At 43.6% G+C, this 18,130-nt stretch carries 14 protein-coding genes; 3 read left to right on the top strand and 11 right to left on the bottom strand.

The features are described 5' to 3' along the window. Window positions 1–11: 11 nt before the first annotated feature. The 4 genes from A3739_RS23520 to A3739_RS23505 are packed head-to-tail and all read right to left on the bottom strand — an operon-like array spanning window position 12 to window position 5,052. A complete protein-coding gene (locus A3739_RS23520; protein ID WP_068479690.1) occupies window positions 12–1,580 on the bottom strand; it encodes a cation:proton antiporter family protein in 1,569 nt (522 codons plus the stop codon). A gap of 44 nt (window positions 1,581–1,624) precedes the next feature. Beyond that, window positions 1,625–2,962 (bottom strand): AarF/ABC1/UbiB kinase family protein, encoded by a 1,338-nt coding sequence (locus A3739_RS23515; RefSeq protein WP_231876678.1) that lies wholly within the window; start codon window positions 2,960–2,962, stop codon window positions 1,625–1,627. After that, window positions 2,952–3,638, bottom strand: a complete 687-nt coding sequence (locus A3739_RS23510) for a fumarylacetoacetate hydrolase family protein (RefSeq protein WP_068479688.1) — start codon at window positions 3,636–3,638, stop codon at window positions 2,952–2,954. The genes A3739_RS23515 and A3739_RS23510 overlap by 11 nt, the downstream gene beginning before the upstream one ends. A 19-nt stretch (window positions 3,639–3,657) precedes the next feature. Continuing rightward, window positions 3,658–5,052 carry an FAD-binding oxidoreductase gene (locus A3739_RS23505; RefSeq protein ID WP_068479685.1) on the bottom strand — a complete coding sequence of 465 codons (1,395 nt, stop codon included), beginning with the start codon at window positions 5,050–5,052 and terminating at the stop codon, window positions 3,658–3,660. A 264-nt stretch (window positions 5,053–5,316) separates the two neighbouring features. Here A3739_RS23505 and serA point away from each other — a divergent pair, with 264 nt between their 5' ends. Together serA and A3739_RS23495 are read left to right on the top strand one after the other, a co-directional pair. Further along, entirely contained in the window at window positions 5,317–6,546 is a 1,230-nt protein-coding gene (gene serA / locus A3739_RS23500) for a phosphoglycerate dehydrogenase (protein ID WP_068479682.1), read from the top strand. A 142-nt stretch (window positions 6,547–6,688) separates the two neighbouring features. Then, the gene (locus A3739_RS23495; protein WP_068479474.1) at window positions 6,689–7,837 is read left to right on the top strand and encodes an acyl-CoA dehydrogenase family protein; all 1,149 of its coding nucleotides are present in this window, start codon (window positions 6,689–6,691) and stop codon (window positions 7,835–7,837) included. Window positions 7,838–7,947: 110 nt separating this feature from the next. Here A3739_RS23495 and A3739_RS23490 read toward each other — a convergent pair whose 3' ends face one another. The 5 genes from A3739_RS23490 to A3739_RS23470 form a co-directional block, all read right to left on the bottom strand. Continuing rightward, window positions 7,948–8,922, bottom strand: coding sequence for an alpha/beta hydrolase (locus A3739_RS23490; RefSeq protein ID WP_068479680.1), 975 nt, complete (start codon window positions 8,920–8,922; stop codon window positions 7,948–7,950). Between the two features lie 328 nt (window positions 8,923–9,250). Beyond that, window positions 9,251–11,215, bottom strand: a complete 1,965-nt coding sequence (locus A3739_RS23485) for a hypothetical protein (RefSeq protein ID WP_068479678.1) — start codon at window positions 11,213–11,215, stop codon at window positions 9,251–9,253. Window positions 11,216–11,358: 143 nt separating this feature from the next. After that, entirely contained in the window at window positions 11,359–12,684 is a 1,326-nt protein-coding gene (locus A3739_RS23480; RefSeq protein WP_068479676.1) for a DUF6160 family protein, read from the bottom strand. A 90-nt stretch (window positions 12,685–12,774) separates the two neighbouring features. Beyond that, window positions 12,775–14,145, bottom strand: coding sequence for a DUF6160 family protein (locus tag A3739_RS23475; protein ID WP_068479674.1), 1,371 nt, complete (start codon window positions 14,143–14,145; stop codon window positions 12,775–12,777). A 424-nt stretch (window positions 14,146–14,569) separates the two neighbouring features. Then, entirely contained in the window at window positions 14,570–15,154 is a 585-nt protein-coding gene (locus A3739_RS23470) for a hypothetical protein (protein ID WP_068479323.1), read from the bottom strand. A gap of 218 nt (window positions 15,155–15,372) precedes the next feature. On the opposite strand from A3739_RS23470, the gene A3739_RS23465 reads away from it, so the two are divergent. Next, a complete protein-coding gene (locus tag A3739_RS23465; protein WP_068479672.1) occupies window positions 15,373–16,611 on the top strand; it encodes an anthranilate synthase component I family protein in 1,239 nt (412 codons plus the stop codon). Between the two features lie 50 nt (window positions 16,612–16,661). Here the strand turns inward: A3739_RS23465 and A3739_RS23460 are convergent, their stop codons facing one another. Both A3739_RS23460 and A3739_RS23455 read right to left on the bottom strand, forming a co-directional pair. Next, a complete protein-coding gene (locus tag A3739_RS23460) occupies window positions 16,662–17,780 on the bottom strand; it encodes an SET domain-containing protein (RefSeq protein ID WP_068479670.1) in 1,119 nt (372 codons plus the stop codon). 83 nt (window positions 17,781–17,863) lie between these two features. Beyond that, a partial coding sequence (locus tag A3739_RS23455; RefSeq protein WP_197472522.1) for an SMC-Scp complex subunit ScpB occupies window positions 17,864–18,130 on the bottom strand: 267 nt, incomplete at its 5' end.

Here is an 18,130-nt window from a genome sequence, read left to right as displayed (position 1 = left end):
GTGACATGTAACTAAGCTTCTTGAAGCAAGTGAGAAGTCTCTTCAGCGAAGCCTGCGCCAACCTCAGAGTAGTAATTGAACACCACATCCACACCATGAGATAAAAGCAGTAGACGCTCATCATCATGCTGCGCAACGGCTGAAATCTTTCCCTTGTAATCGCGTAATTTGAGCTGTTCAATAATGTTGATCATTTCTTCTACATTAGGGATCGCGAGCATCACAAGTTTTACTCGGTCAAGATCCTGCGATTCCCAGAACTCAATATCATCTGCGTCGCCATGAATCACATTTGTGATGCCATTATTGATGTGCCCTGCAACACGTGACTCATCTATCTCTACACCCCAAACAACATTACCTCCGGCTTTAACCAGCGCGTGATAGGCACCTAAGCCAACGCGGCCAAGCCCGACGAGCATCACATCAGCGCCCTGCGCAACCTGACTACACATGGATGTATTCGCGTTTGCACGCTGAAAACCTTGCAAGCGGCCGGACAGCTTTGCATAAAACAAATGTGCTTTTTTATAGATAAGTGAGGTGATGACAAAGCTCTGCGCTGTCGTGATTGCTAGGATAATTAGCCACTCTTGAGCCAATAAACCTTCTCGAATACTAAGCGCTGCAACAATTAACCCAAACTCACTAAAATTCGATAACAGCAATGCACTAAGAAACGCCGTGCGCGCGCGTAAAGACATCACGCAAAACACTGCGTAAAATAGTATGAATTTGAGCGGCAATAACAGCAGAAGAAGTGAAGCTAAAATAAACATTGAGAAATCGGGCAAGGCTGACAAGCCAATACTCAAGAAGAAGGACACTAAGAATAAGTCTTTAAACGAGATAAGTGATTTATATAACTCGCCTGACTTACTACTTGTCGCAACTAACATCCCAACAAGCAATGCACCCAAGTCACCTTTTACATTCACCAGTTCAAATAGCGCATAGGCGCCAAGCGCGAGCATAAGCCCACTCAAGGGCAACAATTCTCCGTGACCAGTTTTATTCAAAAGCTTATCGACGAAACGAGTAAGAAGTGGCAGCCCTAGTAACAACAATGCCCAAAATGAAGGCACTTTGCCGGTCGCAACCACGAGAAAAGCGACGGCGATAATGTCCTGAATAATCAGCACACCCACTGCGATAACGCTTTGTCGACTGCGGATTTCTCCGGAATCTTCGAGTACCTTGATGACGCAAACTGTACTACTAAAACTCAGCGCGAAAATGAGTAGCGCAGTCTGTTCTACAGAGAGTTCAAAAACTAATAAACCAGCCCACGCCATTACTGCGTTAATAACGAAGCATAAGGCAATCCACAAACTCATGTGACTGATTGCCGAACCCCAAACTTCTTTTTGAATGAGGTCTCTTACATTTATTTTTAGGCCGATCGTAAAGAGCATTAAGGTAATGCCTAAATCAGCGAGTCGTTGAATATCATCCGTTAAGGTGTAGCCCGCAAAATGCAAACCGAAACCCGCGAGCAAGTATCCAACTAATGGAGGTAGGCCAAGGACCTTAGCGGTCAGACCAGAAAAATAAGCGGCCAAAATTAAGGCTATGCTCATACGCAACAAATCCTGAGGTTTTGGTGTATAAAGTAATCAATTACTTAAACAAGATACTTTTTGTTATACAAATGCTTATCGAGCTGCGGTCTAAAATCAGCGGATGCATCCATAGACTTTAAAATCCAATAATGCCCGCTAACCAGTCGATCAATATACAAACTATCAACCGGAGGTTTAAATCGTTCTAAGTTTTTGAAAAACAGACCTGTGTGCTCCATCGCATCAACATGAAGTTTTGACTCGCCGTAATTAAAAGGTTGTCCGGCAAATGGCTGAAAAAAAATGTCCCGCCAAAGTTTATAGAAGTCAGAACCAGGACTTGCTTTATTTGCCACGCGCGCCCCGAGTCTTATCAAGGCCTCATCCAAGGCTGCATAATCCTCGTCGATAGCACTAACGACCGAATCTCGATAGGCCTGAACAATTTCAGGCTTCAACTCTTTGATACAACCAAAATCATAAATAATGATTGAGCCATCGGGTCGAAATGCAAAATTACCGGGGTGTGGATCACCATGAATGCACTGACCAGAAAACAATTGATCACTCAACATTTTAAAGACCCGCTCAGCAATCACAGATCTTTGCTGCTCGGTATATCCCAGCGAAACAAGATCTTCGGCCGCATCACCCTCAACTAACCCCAGTGTTAAAACACGCTTTGTGGAATATTTATCGAAGACTTCGGGTATTATTATCCCTTCGTCTTTCGAGTGAAACTGAGCAAAACGATTTAAGTTATGAGCTTCTAAAGTGTAATCGAGCTCTTCTTTTAAACGATCTCTTAATTCATTAAACAACGCGTCGACACTTTCTTTTGGCATTTTTAATAAACCGCCAAGCTTGAGTGTGAGTTTTAATTGCTTTAAATCTGAATCAACAGAACGGTCTACTCCCGGATATTGCACCTTAACGATGACGTCTTCGCCGTTTAAAGTGACCGCCCGGTGTACTTGACCTATAGAGGCCGCCGCGTAGGGTTCTTCGTCAAAAGTCTTAAATAGATCGGTGATAGGCTTACCTAATTCTGACTCGACTTGCTCTTTAATCACTGAAAACTCGACAGGAGGCGCTTGCTTCTGGAGCTTCTTCAAGGCTTGCGAGAATTCCTCAGGGAGAAAATCTTGAGTCTGAGAGACGATCTGACCGACTTTCATTACCGCGCCTTTCAACTCGCCAAGCGTTTCTGTAATGTCATCAGCCATTTTTTCGTAACTAGCGGCTTTTCGACGATCACGATCATCGCCCTTACTGACAACATCAACTAGTTTGTCACCTGCATATCGTGCAGCAACACTAGCCGTCATCCCTGCAAGCTTTACAAAACGCTTTGTTCGGCTCTGAGCCGGTTTCTTCCCTGCCACCTGCTTACCTGTCACCTACTAATCTGTCACACAAAACAACGTTGTACTGGGGAAAATCTATCTGCTGCTCCCCTGCTTTTAGACTCAAATTAAGCCGATCATTATTTTTCAGCACGCCGACACCTTTTGGAGTACCGGTAAACAAAATATCCCCTTTACGTAAACTGAACACAGACGTAACTTCTTGTATTAAGGCAGGGATATCAAATAGCATGTCTGAAGTCATACCATCTTGCACGACCTCATCATTAATAAGGAGCTGGAAATTAATCTGGTTCAAATCCTGATCACTGAAAGGAATAAAAGACGTGAGTACTGAAGCGCCATCGAAAGATTTCGCTCTTTCCCACGGATGCCCCTTTTCTTTTAATTTAGCTTGAAGCCCACGATCCGTGAGATCAAGCCCAAGTCCTAAACCAGCAATATCCTGACTAACATCGACTGGAGCGTCGACGTTTATGTCCCGCCCGATTAAGACAGTGAGTTCAGCCTCGTAATGAATACCTTCGCGTGGAATTACGACTTGCTCACTGGTTTGAATAGTAGATTCCGGTTTAATAAATAGAATTGGCGCCTTGGGTATGGGATTGTTTAGCTCTTTCGCGTGCTCCGCGTAATTTCGGCCAATACACACAAGCTTTGAGCAACGCGCGTCAAACTCTTTACCGTCAAACCAAACCGGCTGATACATCTACTACTCCATAGGTTAATTAGTCGAATATTTTGCCAGGATTCATAAGTCCTTTCGGATCGAATACCTGCTTGATACCTTTCATCAAAGCAATGTCTGCTGCGCTGCGTGTGTATTGCAAATAATCCTTTTTCACAAGACCAACCCCATGCTCAGCAGAAACACTCCCGCCATGCTTTTCAACGATATCAAAGACCCATTTGTTCACATCAACACATTTTGCGAAAAACTCATCCGCGGGCAAATCTTCTGGCTTCAGTATGTTGAGGTGTAAATTGCCATCTCCGATATGACCGAACCAAATTATTTCGAAATCAGGGTAATGCGTGGTGACAACCTCGTCGATTTCCGTGAGAAACTCGGGGACTTTTGAAACCACGACGCTTATATCGTTTTTATACGGAGTACGCGGCGCAATCGATTCAGAAATCCCTTCACGTAAACGCCATAAGTTCATAGCCTGCGTTTCGCTTTGGCTAATCACCCCATCAATTACCCAGCCTTGTTCAACGCAGTGTTCAAACAACTCCATCGCCGAATCCATTACCGCGTCATTGCTCGCCTCAAACTCTAGCAAGGCATAATAAGGTGCTTCAGATTCAAACGGCGCTGGCACATCTGCGTGCGCACGCACATGGTCCATCGCTTGATGTGAAAAGAACTCATAGGCAGTCAAATCGAGCTTGCCTTGGAAAGACTTAAGAACATCCATCGTATTAGTAATATCGTTAAGACCCAGAACAAGTACAGTCAGATTCTCAGGTTGACGCGTCAGGCGCATGGTAGCTTCGGTAATTAAACCCAAGGTACCTTCTGCACCAATGAACAAATGGCGCAAGTCATAGCCAGTGTTGTTTTTGAGCAAATCAGAGTTCAAGTTCAGAACTTCGCCAGCGCCGGTGACGACAGTTAAACCCAAGACCCAATCTCGTGACATACCGTATTTGATTACCTTGATTCCGCCAGCATTGGTACTCAAATTACCTCCAATTTGGCTTGAACCGGCAGAGGCAAAGTCAACCGGATAGTAAAGACCTTGTTCTTCAGCGAAATTCTGTAATTGCTCAGTGACTACGCCAGCTTGAACTTTGACACAGCGATCACTTGCACTGAAATCAACGATTTGATTCATGTAGTCAAAGCTAACGACGACCTCTCCATTAGTCGCGACAGCACCACCGCTTAACCCTGTACGCCCACCAGATGGAACGATTGCAAACTCTAGTTCGTTTGCCAGCTTAACGATGGCTTGCACCTGCTCTGTACTGCGCGGAAATGCAATGGCCAAGGGTGCCACCTCATACATCTTTGTCCAGTCTTTACCGTGCGTAGCTAGTGAGTCTGCATCTGTACGAAGCTTTCCCTCATCTAGTATGTTTGTTAGCGCATTAATAATTTGATCAACAGCGGCCATGCTTTCCTCGCGTACTACTAAGTTTTCAAGTTGGAGTGATTTTACACGACTAAATGCGCATTGCACTGGTCGATTAGGTAATCTTTGTGCATAAATAAATACGCTCAGTGAATAGCAATTATTAATCAAATATCAGTAATTTATAGATCAGTACAGAAGCACCGAATTAGAAACCTGTGGTAGAATACGCGCCCTTTCATTACCGTAGCCAGCCTATCATTAAAACTATTGGTCTGGCATTGAACAAAAAGGTAGAAGTAAGTCATGGCAAACACGTCTTTGGATAAAGCAAAAATCCGGGTTCTTTTGTTGGAAGGTGTTCATCAGTCAGCTGTAGATATTCTGCACAAAGCTGGTTACACAAACATCGAGTACCTCAAAACGTCTCTTTCCCAAGAAGACCTTATTGAAAAAATCAAAGATGCTCATTTTGTTGGAATTCGCTCACGCACCCAACTTACCGAAGAAGTATTTGCAGCTGCTGAAAAATTGATCGCTGTTGGCTGTTTCTGTATTGGGACAAACCAAGTCGATCTTGATGCAGCTACCCGCCATGGCGTTGCGGTATTCAACGCACCATACTCAAACACGCGAAGTGTGGCAGAACTCGTTCTTGCAGAAGCCATTCTTCTATTGCGCGGCGTACCAGATAAGAACGCTAAAGCTCATCGCGGCGAATGGCTCAAATCCGCAGCGAACAGCTACGAAATCCGCGGCAAGAAACTCGGCATTATCGGCTACGGAAGTATCGGTAGTCAGTTAAGCGTATTAGCTGAAGCGCTAGGCATGAATGTTTACTTCTATGACGTAATCACTAAGCTTCCTTTAGGAAACGCGCGCCAAGTTGACTCGCTAGAAGAGCTTCTAGGTATGTGCGATATTGTGAGTCTTCATGTTCCGGAAACTGCAGCAACACAAGACATGATCGGTGCGACCGAACTTGCGCAAATGAAGCAAGACGCGATTCTAATCAACGCTGCACGTGGCACTGTCATCGATATCGATGCACTTTCAGCATCGCTACGCGAAGGCAAGCTGCTGGGCGCAGCGATCGACGTATTCCCTGTCGAACCTAAATCAAACGATGAAGAGTTTGTGTCTCCTTTACGTGAATTCGACAATGTCATCCTTACACCGCACGTTGGCGGAAGCACAATGGAAGCACAAGAGAATATCGGTTTCGAGGTTGGTGAGAAACTTGCCACCTATAGCGACACTGGTACTTCAGTGACATCTGTAAACTTCCCTGAAGTCGCATTGCCTGCACACCCAGAAAACCACCGCCTTCTTCATATCCATGAGAATGTTCCAGGGGTTATGTCTGAGATCAACCAAGTATTCAGCGAGAACAACATCAACATTTGCGGCCAGTATCTGCAAACTAACGAGAAAGTTGGCTACGTAGTTATCGATGTCGATAAAGAATACAGCGAACTTGCTCTAGAGAAGCTGCGTAATGTTCGTGGTACGGTGCGAGTGCGCGTACTGTTCTAAGCGATTCAATCATAATGAATCCCAAAAAGGCTGTACTATTAGGTACGGCCTTTTTTATATGTAAAAGCCGCCTTCACACAGTTGTTCAAGTACTTATTACACGTTAAGTTAATGCTTCCGATAACAAGTAATAAGAATAAAAATGAGCAAACTTCATGAACGCCACTTTGGCGAAACGCAAAATATTGTACGCGCAAATGTAAGACGCTTTGTCGATACACATATCAACCCGTTTATTGATGAATGGGAAGAAGCCAACGAGTTTCCGCGCGAGCTCTACAAACTTGCTGGCGAGGCAGGTCTTCTCGGGATTGGTCACGATGGAGAGTTTGGCGGCGCTGGCGGGGACGTATTCACCAAAATTGCAGCATCAGAGGAACTCATGCGATCAAGCTCTGGTGGACTTGTTGCGAGCTTAGGAAGCATAGATATTGGTTTGCCACCCATCGCTCGTTGGGGCTCTAACGAACTGAAACAACGAATACTCCCTGATGTTATTCTCGGCAATAAAGTTATTGCTCTTGCCATCACAGAACCTTCCGGCGGATCAGACGTAGCAAACATCAAAACCACAGCTAAAAAAGATGGTGATTATTACATCGTCAATGGCAGTAAAACCTTTATTACAAGCGGGCATCGCGCCGACTACTATACAGTGGCGGTTCGTACCGGTGGCGATGGCTACGGCGGAATCAGTCTATTACTTATAGAGCGCGACACCGAAGGTTTTACGAGAGGTAAAAACCTTAAAAAAACAGGATGGTGGGCAAGCGATACAGCAGAACTGTTCTTTGATAACTGCAAGGTGCCCGCTTCGAATCTTATTGGTGCCGAGAATGCAGGATTTTTGGCCATCATGTCGAACTTTGAAATGGAACGATTAAGCCTTTGTGTGATGGCCAACATGACATCAGAACTTGCACTCGACGAAGCGCTCGCTTACGTGAAGCAGCGAGAAGCTTTTGGCCGTCCAATCGGTAAATTTCAAACCATCAAGCACAAGCTTGCAGAAATGGCGACAGCCCTAGAAGCGAGCAAAACATTTACCTATTCACTCGCACAAGCAATTAGTGAAGGCCAGCCGGTCATCAAAGAAATATCAATGGCAAAAAATCTAGCAACGCAGACCAGCGATAAAATCACTTACGATGCAGTGCAAATATTTGGCGGAATGGGCTTTATGCGTGAATCGAAAGTAGAGCGTTTAGCGCGAGATAACCGGATTCTCTCGATTGGTGGGGGAACCTACGAAATAATGAATGAGGTGATTGCCAAACAGCTAGGTCTATAGTCGCCCCCAGCCATTAACCTTCAACTAGACAGCACGTTACTAAATCAATCAGTGCGGGAGCATAAAGCTATTTCACTTTACTCCCCTTGCTTTACTTCTCTCACTAAGCGTCAGATTGAAGACTCAATAATACTGAAGACCTTCTGACGATATTCAGCAGATTCACCAACCAAGTGATGACCAGCGCCATCGACCACACTGACCTTCACTAAAGGAAAGAGTGTTTGGTAGAACGGAAGATTAAAGGTCCAGTCCACCGTTGTGTCATCGTTTCCTTGAATCAAACTCAATTGAGCACCGTTTATAAGACCGCTTACTGTCGCTCGCTCAGACATTTTTGGAATCCAATTACGTAGAGCTCCGACCCAATCAACTGACAAACCATCATGCTGCAAAGGATCTTTATTCTGAACAAAATCTAAAAATGCTTGATCGTGAGAATTATCTTTAAAACTACGAGGCCAGTACTCTTTGCGACCTTGCAAAATACTGTGCGCAAATTCCGCCATATGCCAACTCTGCGGCTTCATTAATGGCGCCAACATAAATACATGCTTTAGATTAAGCGGCGATAACACCGTCGCCGACTCTTCTGAACTTAACAAGTCTGCCAAGATGGCTGCGCCCGTGCTCTGACCAAGCAAATACAAAGGAAGTTCACTATCGCATAACGCAAGTATACTTTTTAGCGCAGGCTGATATTGCTCAAAGGCATCAATACTGGCGCGCGCGCCACTCGATAAGCCATGCCCGGGCAAGTCAAATGCAACAACGCGCAGGCCATTAGCAAGAAGGCGCTTCACGATATTTCCATAAAGTCCTGCATGATCATAGTAACCATGAACGATGACTACCTGCCCTTTGATTTCCATTGCGGGCTCAAAAATCTGAGCAACTAGATCAAACTCAACAGACGGCACTACTTGAATTGACTGCGACTTAGCAAGTCCGATCGACAACATATCAATATTGTAAAAATCGGCATAAGACTTGTATAACAAGCCGGAATGCGACTGAGGTTTGCCGCTTAACTTTAATGAACGAGTACTCAGGGCGAGTAAAAAACGATCTCTATCCCAAAACATGTTGAATGGTTCTCACTGACTTAGCGTTTAACATTCGTTATCACCGTGCACCACCAAATGGATCAAGATTTTAGTTACAATTCGCAGCATAAGATAACGAAGCGGTTACTCAATAAACCGCCGATAGTTGAATACTTTTAAGTATAACTAACTTGCGAGATACAGCCTGTGAAAATCAATAATCAAGCACTAAGTGTGATCGATGTCGTAGTAGCCACCACAGTGAGTTTTATATTTATTGGTTTTCTATATCAACACGTGTATGTGTAAGCTGATTTAGTTTAAATAAAAAAGCACGCTTTTTAGCGGGCTTTTTTATTTGGTTATCTCACTCAAAGTCAGAGAAAGGCTGAGCATAAAATCGATCGTAACTTAAGGCTTCGTTAGCATATAACATCAAAGAACGACCATCTTTCTTAATCATTTCTACTTCGTACACATTCGCCTTAGAATTATTAGTAATTGTTTCAGCATCAGACCAAGCTTCGTTCCATTCAATATTGTGCAAAAAACGAAATGTAGTTAAAAAAGATCCCTGAGCACTAACAGCCAAATGTGCATTGCCTTCTCTATCCGCAGATAACTGGAGACCAGTGTAATCACCAGAGAGAGAGTCAATCGTTTGTACCGGAACTAACGAATACGCATTCGCGCCATCAATCGGAAAATATCCCTGCGACTTAATAAAGCTGGTAGAAACTCCCTTTTCAACCCAAGCAAAAAGGGACTGACCATCTTGAAACACCGATAATCTTTTATCTGTTATATCGCCTTGGCTTGGATTAACAGTAACAGGGTCATTCCACCTAAAACCATTAAAGCGCGACACTTTCAAGCGCGTCGAACTACTCGCACCCTCTAGCCATGCTGCGACGCCGAAGCCACTAGCATCAAAGCCAAGCTCAGCTTTGGAAAGCGAGCTAACCGATATATAGACAGATTCTCTAGAAAAAGTGCCTGCCGAATACGTCATCGTACTCATCTCATACCCACTAACAGTGCCACCATTATACAGCTCGCTAACGAACGACAAGAAAGGTAAAGTGGCACCAAGATCTAACTCAGGAACTTGAATTAAATCAGTCGCAATAATTTGATCTGAAGCCGAACCAAATTGCTGGTTTCCGGTTAATGACAACTGGTCATTGGCTAGCTCCAACACATCTACATTTAAGATATTATTATCAATATAAGACAGTAAGAAAGTGGCATCTTTTGCATGATGCAATCTAAAGTCGGACAACGCTGCCCCACCAATGATTTGCTTTAGAACAACTCGAGGCCCCTGATCTCCACATCGCGATAACAACGAGCGTGCTTGAGGGGCAACACTCACATCTAAATTAACCCAAACGGTGCACACAAGGTCTGAACCAGTGGTGCCAGTTCGAGAAGAACTATACTGAGTCACATTACCTTCAAACCCGGTTCTTATAGTGTCTAGTGCGGCAATATAATCGAACCTTACTACCGAGTTACCAAATTGCCCTGTCGTCGTATCGAACTCTTTAGAATAAATTCTCTGGTCTACGCCCCCTCCAATATCTTCCGTCTGTAACCAGCGAACCCAACCTTTGTCGCCAACGTCAATATATGAAAATGCAGATGATTTATTTGTTCCAGCGTGCGCAAACTCATTCATTGGTATTGCAGACAACCAAGCGCCATCTTCGGTTTGAAATTGAAAATCGATATCTTCAACCAAATAATTCCCCGTGCTTGCTTGCCCATTTGGTCCAACGCTTTCAATGAGCGAGACATCTTTCACGGTAGTATCAAACTCTACGGCATAAGAAGTTGCTAGTGCTAACCTTTCGGCCGCTGCAACTCTTACACTTGTCGCCAACCGCTCTACCACGCGTTTTTCTACAACATTATCTTCATCACTGTCAGCATCGTCTTCATTCTGCTCCTCCTCTTCCGCAATCACTTCAGTAACTGTTATAAGTCGATTTTGAACTTCATACGAAAACGCTCGCTGATCCCCCACCACTGGATCCCTCGTAGAGGAGCCTAAAATAATAGTAGAGTATATGTCACGACCTTTAAGCGAATAAAAAGACAACCCATTCTTAAGAGAATTCTCATCCAACAGCTCATCAAAATTCACGATAAAATCTTGATTGCTATTAACAATTGAATCTTCATTAAGCGGCGGTTCGATTCCGAGACTACTTGGCGCTACACCATCTAATTCCACTTCAGGCAGAACGCCACCGTTGTTACTGCTTGAACACGCAGCAACTGAACATGCCGAAATAACAATTGATATAGTCTTTAAAAAAGAGTGCACAGGCAGATACTTCTCAATAAAACAAATATTATAAGCGAACTCGTAATCAACGTAACGAGAAGCGGTTCATAGGAAAACCAACAACAAAAAAGGCCGCTGACAAACAGCGGCCTTAATCAGATCAAACTGACACTATACTAATGTTAGTGCGCAGAGATCGTCCAACGCGTGTCACTTTCAATATCTGTCCAGTATAAAGAACCAATGGATTGATCAGTGTCGCCAAACTTAAGCGCGCCAATTTCCATATCGCCTTTAAACTTCGTATTGAGAGCAATACCATCACGCCCCATAGCTTCGATCACAGCAACGGGATCACCGTTACCAATTAGAGCAGGGTTAAGTGATGCTAGATCAAGACCTGCAGTGTTGCGTACTGCATAGATCTCACGCTCAGATTGCGCGAAACCAAATGCAAAGTCACCATTTAGATCTGTAACATCACCACGTACGTTATTGATCTTCATGTCTTCAATCAATACGCCAGCGATGTCTAAGTAAACGTCAAGATCAGTTACGTTAACGTAGGTGTTCCAATTGATCTTAGAGTCAGCATTGCCAACTGTGTCGATGTCTTTCACACCGTCACCATTCACATCTAAACCAAAGCCATTGCCGTTGTTTTCAATATGAATATCAACTGGACCTAAGTAACCGTTGATCGAAAGATCAGAGATCAACACTGTAGTCGCTGAATCACCATCAGAGTCCACACCAGTACCCGTATGAGTATTGTATGCATCACCAATAGAGTCACCAGCTTCAAATGCAGACGATGCAATACCGATTGCATCAATACTGAAGTTGAAATCTTTACCCTTCGTATAACCGTTACCAAGGAAATCACTAAACGTTACATCAGCGATGGTTCCGTCAGCGATCAGGTTTTCTACACCACCTAATTTTTCCCATGCATCTTTAGCGCTAACGTGGATCAGTAAGTCACCATCACCATACGTTTTTTTCGCACCAATAGTCATTGGGCCAGTGGTAGTCGCGTTATCTGAAACCAGTCCTGCTGCTTGCGCGTCAGTGACTGTTACACTACCAGATTGAGCTAAAATAAACTTCGCTTCATCAGGGTTACTGTTAGTTGCCGCAGCAATTGCTTGGAACTCAGCCGCTTTACGCACGCCAGAGAAACCAGTTTCCAGGTAATTATCAGCATAACCACTAGAGGTATCAGTACCGTCACCAGCAATATCAAGCTTTACACGAACGTTGTCGAAAAATCCGCCGACTTCAACATTTTCATTCGAACCAAAACTAATACCCGTTAGATATACCGAACCCGCATCCTTATACATGAATTCGCCAATACTGTATTTAGTTTCAAGGTCGATAGTCAGGCCAGCTTGACCCGTCATCTCACCCATTGCCGAATCGTCTAGCGCTTTAAGCTCAGCTTGAGCGCCTGCAGAGATTGCGGCTACCGCAACAGCAAGAGCAGTCTTGTTAACTACAGACATAATAGCCTACTCCTTATTATTGTTTTTAACCAAAAAAAGCCGCTCATGGGAGCGGCTTTCTCTGAGATTAACTCAACATATCAAGCGATATTAGTGAGCAGAGATAGTCCACTTAGTGTCGCTCTCGATGTCAGTCCAGTACAATGCACCGATTGACTGATCAGTATCACCAAACTTAAGTGCGCCGATTTCCATGTCGCCCTTGAATTCAGTGTTGATTGCTACACCGTCAACACCGATTGCTTCAGTTACTGCAATAGCATCGCCGTTACCGAATAGACCTGGGTTAGTAGCAGCAAGCGCAAGGTTTGCACCAGCAGTGTTACGTACCGCGTAGATTTCACGCTTAGACTGAGCGAAACCGAAAGAGAAGTTTCCGTCTAGGTCAGTAACGTCACCACGTACGTTGTTGATCTTCAAGTCTTCGATCAATACGCCAGCGATGTCTAAGTAAACGTCAAGATCAGTTACGTTAACGTAAGTGTTCCAGTTGATTTTAGAATCAGCGTTACCGATAGTATCGATATCTTTAATCCCGTCACCGTTCACATCGATACCGAAGCCGTTACCGTTGTTTTCGATATGAATGTCAACTGGGCCAAGGAAACCGTTGATAGAAAGATCAGAGATCAATACTGTAGTTTCTGCGTCGCCGTCTGAATCGATACCGTTACCAGTGTGCGTGTTGTACGCGTCACCAATAGAGTCACCAGCTTCGAAGCTAGAAGAAGCAAGACCGATAGCGTCGATGCTGAAGTTAAAGTCAACAGACTTCAAACCGTTAGAAAGGATAGTGTCAAAACCAGTAGTTGCGATTGACGCATCAGCGATCATGTTAGAAAGACCACCACTCTTCTGCCATGCATCTTTAAACGATACGTGGATAAGAAGGTCACCGTCGCCGTAAGTTTGCTTACCAGCGATAGAAACGTCAGTGTCACCTAGACCAGATTCGCCCCATGCGTTTTCATCGTCAAGGCCTACAGCAGTTTCAAGCTCAGAGATTTCACCAGTACCACCAGCTGCTTTCGCAAAGCGAGCATCAGCAGAACCAGCGTCAGAAGCATCAACTGCAGCCATGAATGCAGCCAAGTCACGTACACGTGAGAAGCCAGTGTCTAGTTCGTTGTCAGCGTGACCACTTGAAAGATCAGTACCATCACCAGCGATGTCTAGTTTGATACGGATGTTATCAACGTAACCTGCAGCACCTGCACCAGCGTTAACACCGCCAGCGTCGTTAGTGTTAGCGCCCAAGCTAATACCAGTCAAGTAAACAGAACCAGCGTCTTTGTACATGAATTCGCCGATGGTGTACTTAGTTTCTAGGTCGATAGTCAAACCAGCTTGACCAGTCATTTCACCCATAGTGCTGTCGTCAAGAGCTTTCAATTCAGCTTGTGCGCCAGCAGATACAGCAGCGATTGCAGAAGCAAGTGCAATTTTTTTCAGGCCTTTCATATTATTCTCCTAATATTTAGGTAAGAGCGCTTCCTCTAAGTAATGCTTATATGGAAGCCAATATTATTGTTAGATTTCATTTCCGGCTGGCTTTCGCTAACCAGTGAGTGAATATTAAGGAATTCAATCACGCGTTTCCGTGAATGGACTCACAAAAAGTTACGCGGCGTTACAAAGCTAGAATTAGTTAACGCCAGTTTGCATTTCAAACCAATAACTGAACAAAAAACAGCCAGATTAAGCGTATTTTCCGTGTAAAACTTGATTTACACACACAACTAGGAAGGTGGCGTTCGGTATTTGGCAAGTTCTAATCCTCCTTGACCTCGTAAATTCGCTATCTGTTAAGCGAATTAAATTATCGTTACACATAAAAAAGCCGCTCTGAGAGCGGCTTTTTTATGTGTATGGCGTAAAGCTTCATTTAACGTTGGTAATAAACCGGCTTCATTTCAGTTTCAACAGGCTGCCCCATTTTGACTTCACCATCTACTATATAAGGGTAGTTCCAACTGCGTGCCCATCCTGCAATATGCTCTGCAGCAACAACAATACGACGTAACATTGTTCCGTCCTCCTGCTCTTTACCTGTTACATATATCAAACCAACGGCCCACTGAGTTCTATTAGACGCCAAACCCTGCAAAGCTCTAACTAAGGCCTCAAGTGCAACTTCCTGCGGCATTTCATCTTGTCCATCTACTTTAATCGCACGAAAGTTACCGTCTGGATCCAGTGTCATCCCCATTGGTTTGAACGAGCCACGCTCTAAAAGGTCTGGCTCTACGCGTTTGAATGCCGCAATCATCATATATTTTAACTGCGAAATTGCTTGCTCTTCAGTTACCTTAGCCCGCTTTGATTGCCCTAAGCTTAGATCTGTTGCAACAGCCTCTTGCGGCTTTTCAACCATATCTTCGATACGTTGCTTCTTTTCTTCGGCGTATGCACTAAATGGCAAAACGAGTAATGCTGCTGACACAATTGCCAACAATCGAAATTTAAACATAACGGGCTCCGTTTGATTTGTTTATAGATTTATTTAAAGCCAGTTGGCACAGTGCTATTAAAACCGTTCGATTCCAAATATCATTGCGCCGCGACACTCGCGCTAAGTTATATAGACCGATATTAAAAAGCTAGCCAAGCCACTGATTTATTTGTCAATTAGATCACACTCTTGTACAAGTAACTCATAAGACGAGATTTTGAAAAAGCATAACTTCGATGTACTACACATACACGCTCTCACTGATTGAATTAATCCACGTTGCTCAAGCTCTTAATAATGTTGCCATCCTTTATTCGGACAACTCGCGCTCTTTGGTGATAACCGGCCACCCTAGCGCAACAACTAATAAACAATCTATCGACGTAACTCACCCGCCAACCCTGTGCAGCGACTTTCAAAGTTCGAAAACATTCCAAAGTGGTTGGATCGGTATAAATGGTTACGATGACGACCTTTTCTTCGCTGGTTTATATAGTTGGAGCATTAATTACAACTTCGATACCAATCAGGTAATCGTCTATTTTTCGAAGCGTTGTCCAAAAGATCTAAAGAATAGTCTTCTAAAACTGCTTGAAGAGTCTAGCGGTGTAAAGCAGAGTGAGGTATGTATTTCTTTTACGGATTTAAGTTGGGAAAAATCTCAATCTAAAGAAAGGTATGCATCAAGTCTAAACAAGATTAAATCTTATATAAAAGCTGGCGATTGCTACCAAGTAAATCTAACGCAACGCTTTGAGGCTTCCTGTGGATGGAACAAGCGCCAAGCAATTCACGCTTTTTTCCATTCGGCAATCAATTCGCATGCTGATTACTGTGCTTTTATTGAAATAGCGGATAACCATTTTGTCGCTTCTATATCCCCTGAACAGTTTATTGAATGCGACCACGGAACAATGATGACGAAACCTATAAAGGGAACCGTCAAATCAACAGGCAGAATCACAAAAGAGCAGACATCAGAGTTACAGAACTCAAAAAACCGTGCAGAGAATCTTATGATTGTCGACCTATTACGGAATGATTTGAGTAAAGTCTCGCGATTACATTCAGTGAATGTTACAAAACTATTTGATATTGAGAGCTTTAATAATGTTCATCACTTAGTTAGCACAATTACTAGTGAAATAGATTGCTCAAAACACACCCCGTTTACCGCTTTTTTAAGCGCATTTCCCGGAGGATCTATTACCGGCGCACCCAAAAAGCGTGCACAGGAAATTATCACGGAGCTAGAGGCTCACCCTCGCCGCTTTTACTGTGGGTCAATATTTATGTGGGATAACGATCTGGATAAGTTTCAATCTAATATTCTGATACGTACCGTGGAGATTGAAAAGAAAAAAGCTTTTTGTTGGGGAGGGGGCGGAATCGTGGCTGATTCTCAATTAGACGAGGAATATATGGAAAGTCTCAATAAGATCGCGCATATCACCGGAAAATTGATTGAGACTTAAACTCAGTCACGAGCAGTGTAGCTATATAACTAACCTCATCATGCAACTACCTAGTTTTTCGTAAGGCTCGAGGCAGTTTGTAAAAGTATAGTTCGCTCTTTAACAAGCATATGATACATATAACGCAATTTTTCAGGGAACACAGATTCCGTTATTTGATGAACCAGGTTTTGTTCAGTTAACGCATTAACATAGCCAAGCAATCTAGCTCTTGAGGCTCGACCTAACTCACTTTTATTCGAGCTTTTTGGAAGCCTTGGCGATACTTCGTGATGCAAATACGTAATAACGGACTTATCGACTTCGCCAAAACGAATCATTCCTTGCCCTTGCTCTAACTGATACTCAAATGCACGATTAGACTCTGGATATACTTTAACCTTAAGTACTTTGCTCAGCTGCTTCATCGCGGTGATCTGTTCTGGAGTACTCGCAACTGAGCTGACACGAAACCCTAAATCAATAGCGTGGTCTGCATCTGGGTCAAAGTAGCCATAATTTATTGCATGCAAATACATGTCCTTCGCACCATAGCTTATCCAGATTTGATCGCCAGGCTTATAATCTTTACCTGCCAAAAATGAGAAATTTTGCTTTTTAGTTGATAGCAAACGCCCTTTTTTGTCTGAGTGATTGAACATGTCTAACACAGGTAAAAAACCGAATTCTCCCCAAGCACGATATCTATAATTGAGCGCGACTTGAGCTAGCGTATCGGCATCCAGTTGCGGATCTAGCTCTAACAAACCATCAACCATGCGAGCAATTGATTTTTTCTCTGCAAGCGCAAACTTATACAGCAAAGGCGAGCCTCGTTTTAAAGTCTCCAACTCCTCATTTGTGCAGTAGTAAACGTTGTGCTCTTTGAAAAAAGACAAGGGATAAAAAGAATCAGTGTAAAACCAAGGTTCTGCCAGACCGGACATTCGTCGCGCAATGACATGAATAGTTTTCAGTTGATTCGTTAATTCAAATGGATAATCAAAGTCTATATCCATGGGCATAAGAGCTGATTGAGGCAAAGACGCGAAAATTTCATTCTTGGCAATCGGGCCTGATGCATACATGCCATAAACACCGTCGACACATCGTCTTTCAATATTTGGATGCAGCGTCATACCAACCGCTTCAGCTTGGCTTCGCATTGAAAGATATTGTTCGTAATTCATACTGCTAATTCTTCTTATTTAGATAAATGCACAAGTTTAATGACAAAGTGAAAGCACAGCTTTGCGCTAGTTCTTAGTTCGTACTATTGAGCTATGGGATTAATACTTTCAGATGGACTTACTGCCAACTCCAACTGCTCTGATACATCTTTTGCTACCGCGTCAATATCACGCATTTCTGACAATGGCGGCAGTTGCTCGAGACCTGAAAGATTAAAGTAATCAAGAAATAATTTAGTCGTGGCATAAATTGCTGGGCGACCTGGAACTTCACGATGACCTACGACCTTTATCCATTGTCTTTCTAATAAGGTCTTCATTATGTGCGAGCTAACAGCCACACCACGAAC

Source organism: Oleiphilus sp. HI0067, from assembly GCF_001635735.1.
The sequence above is the reverse complement of the archived record's forward strand: the minus strand, read 5'-3'. Positions and strand labels throughout refer to the sequence as shown.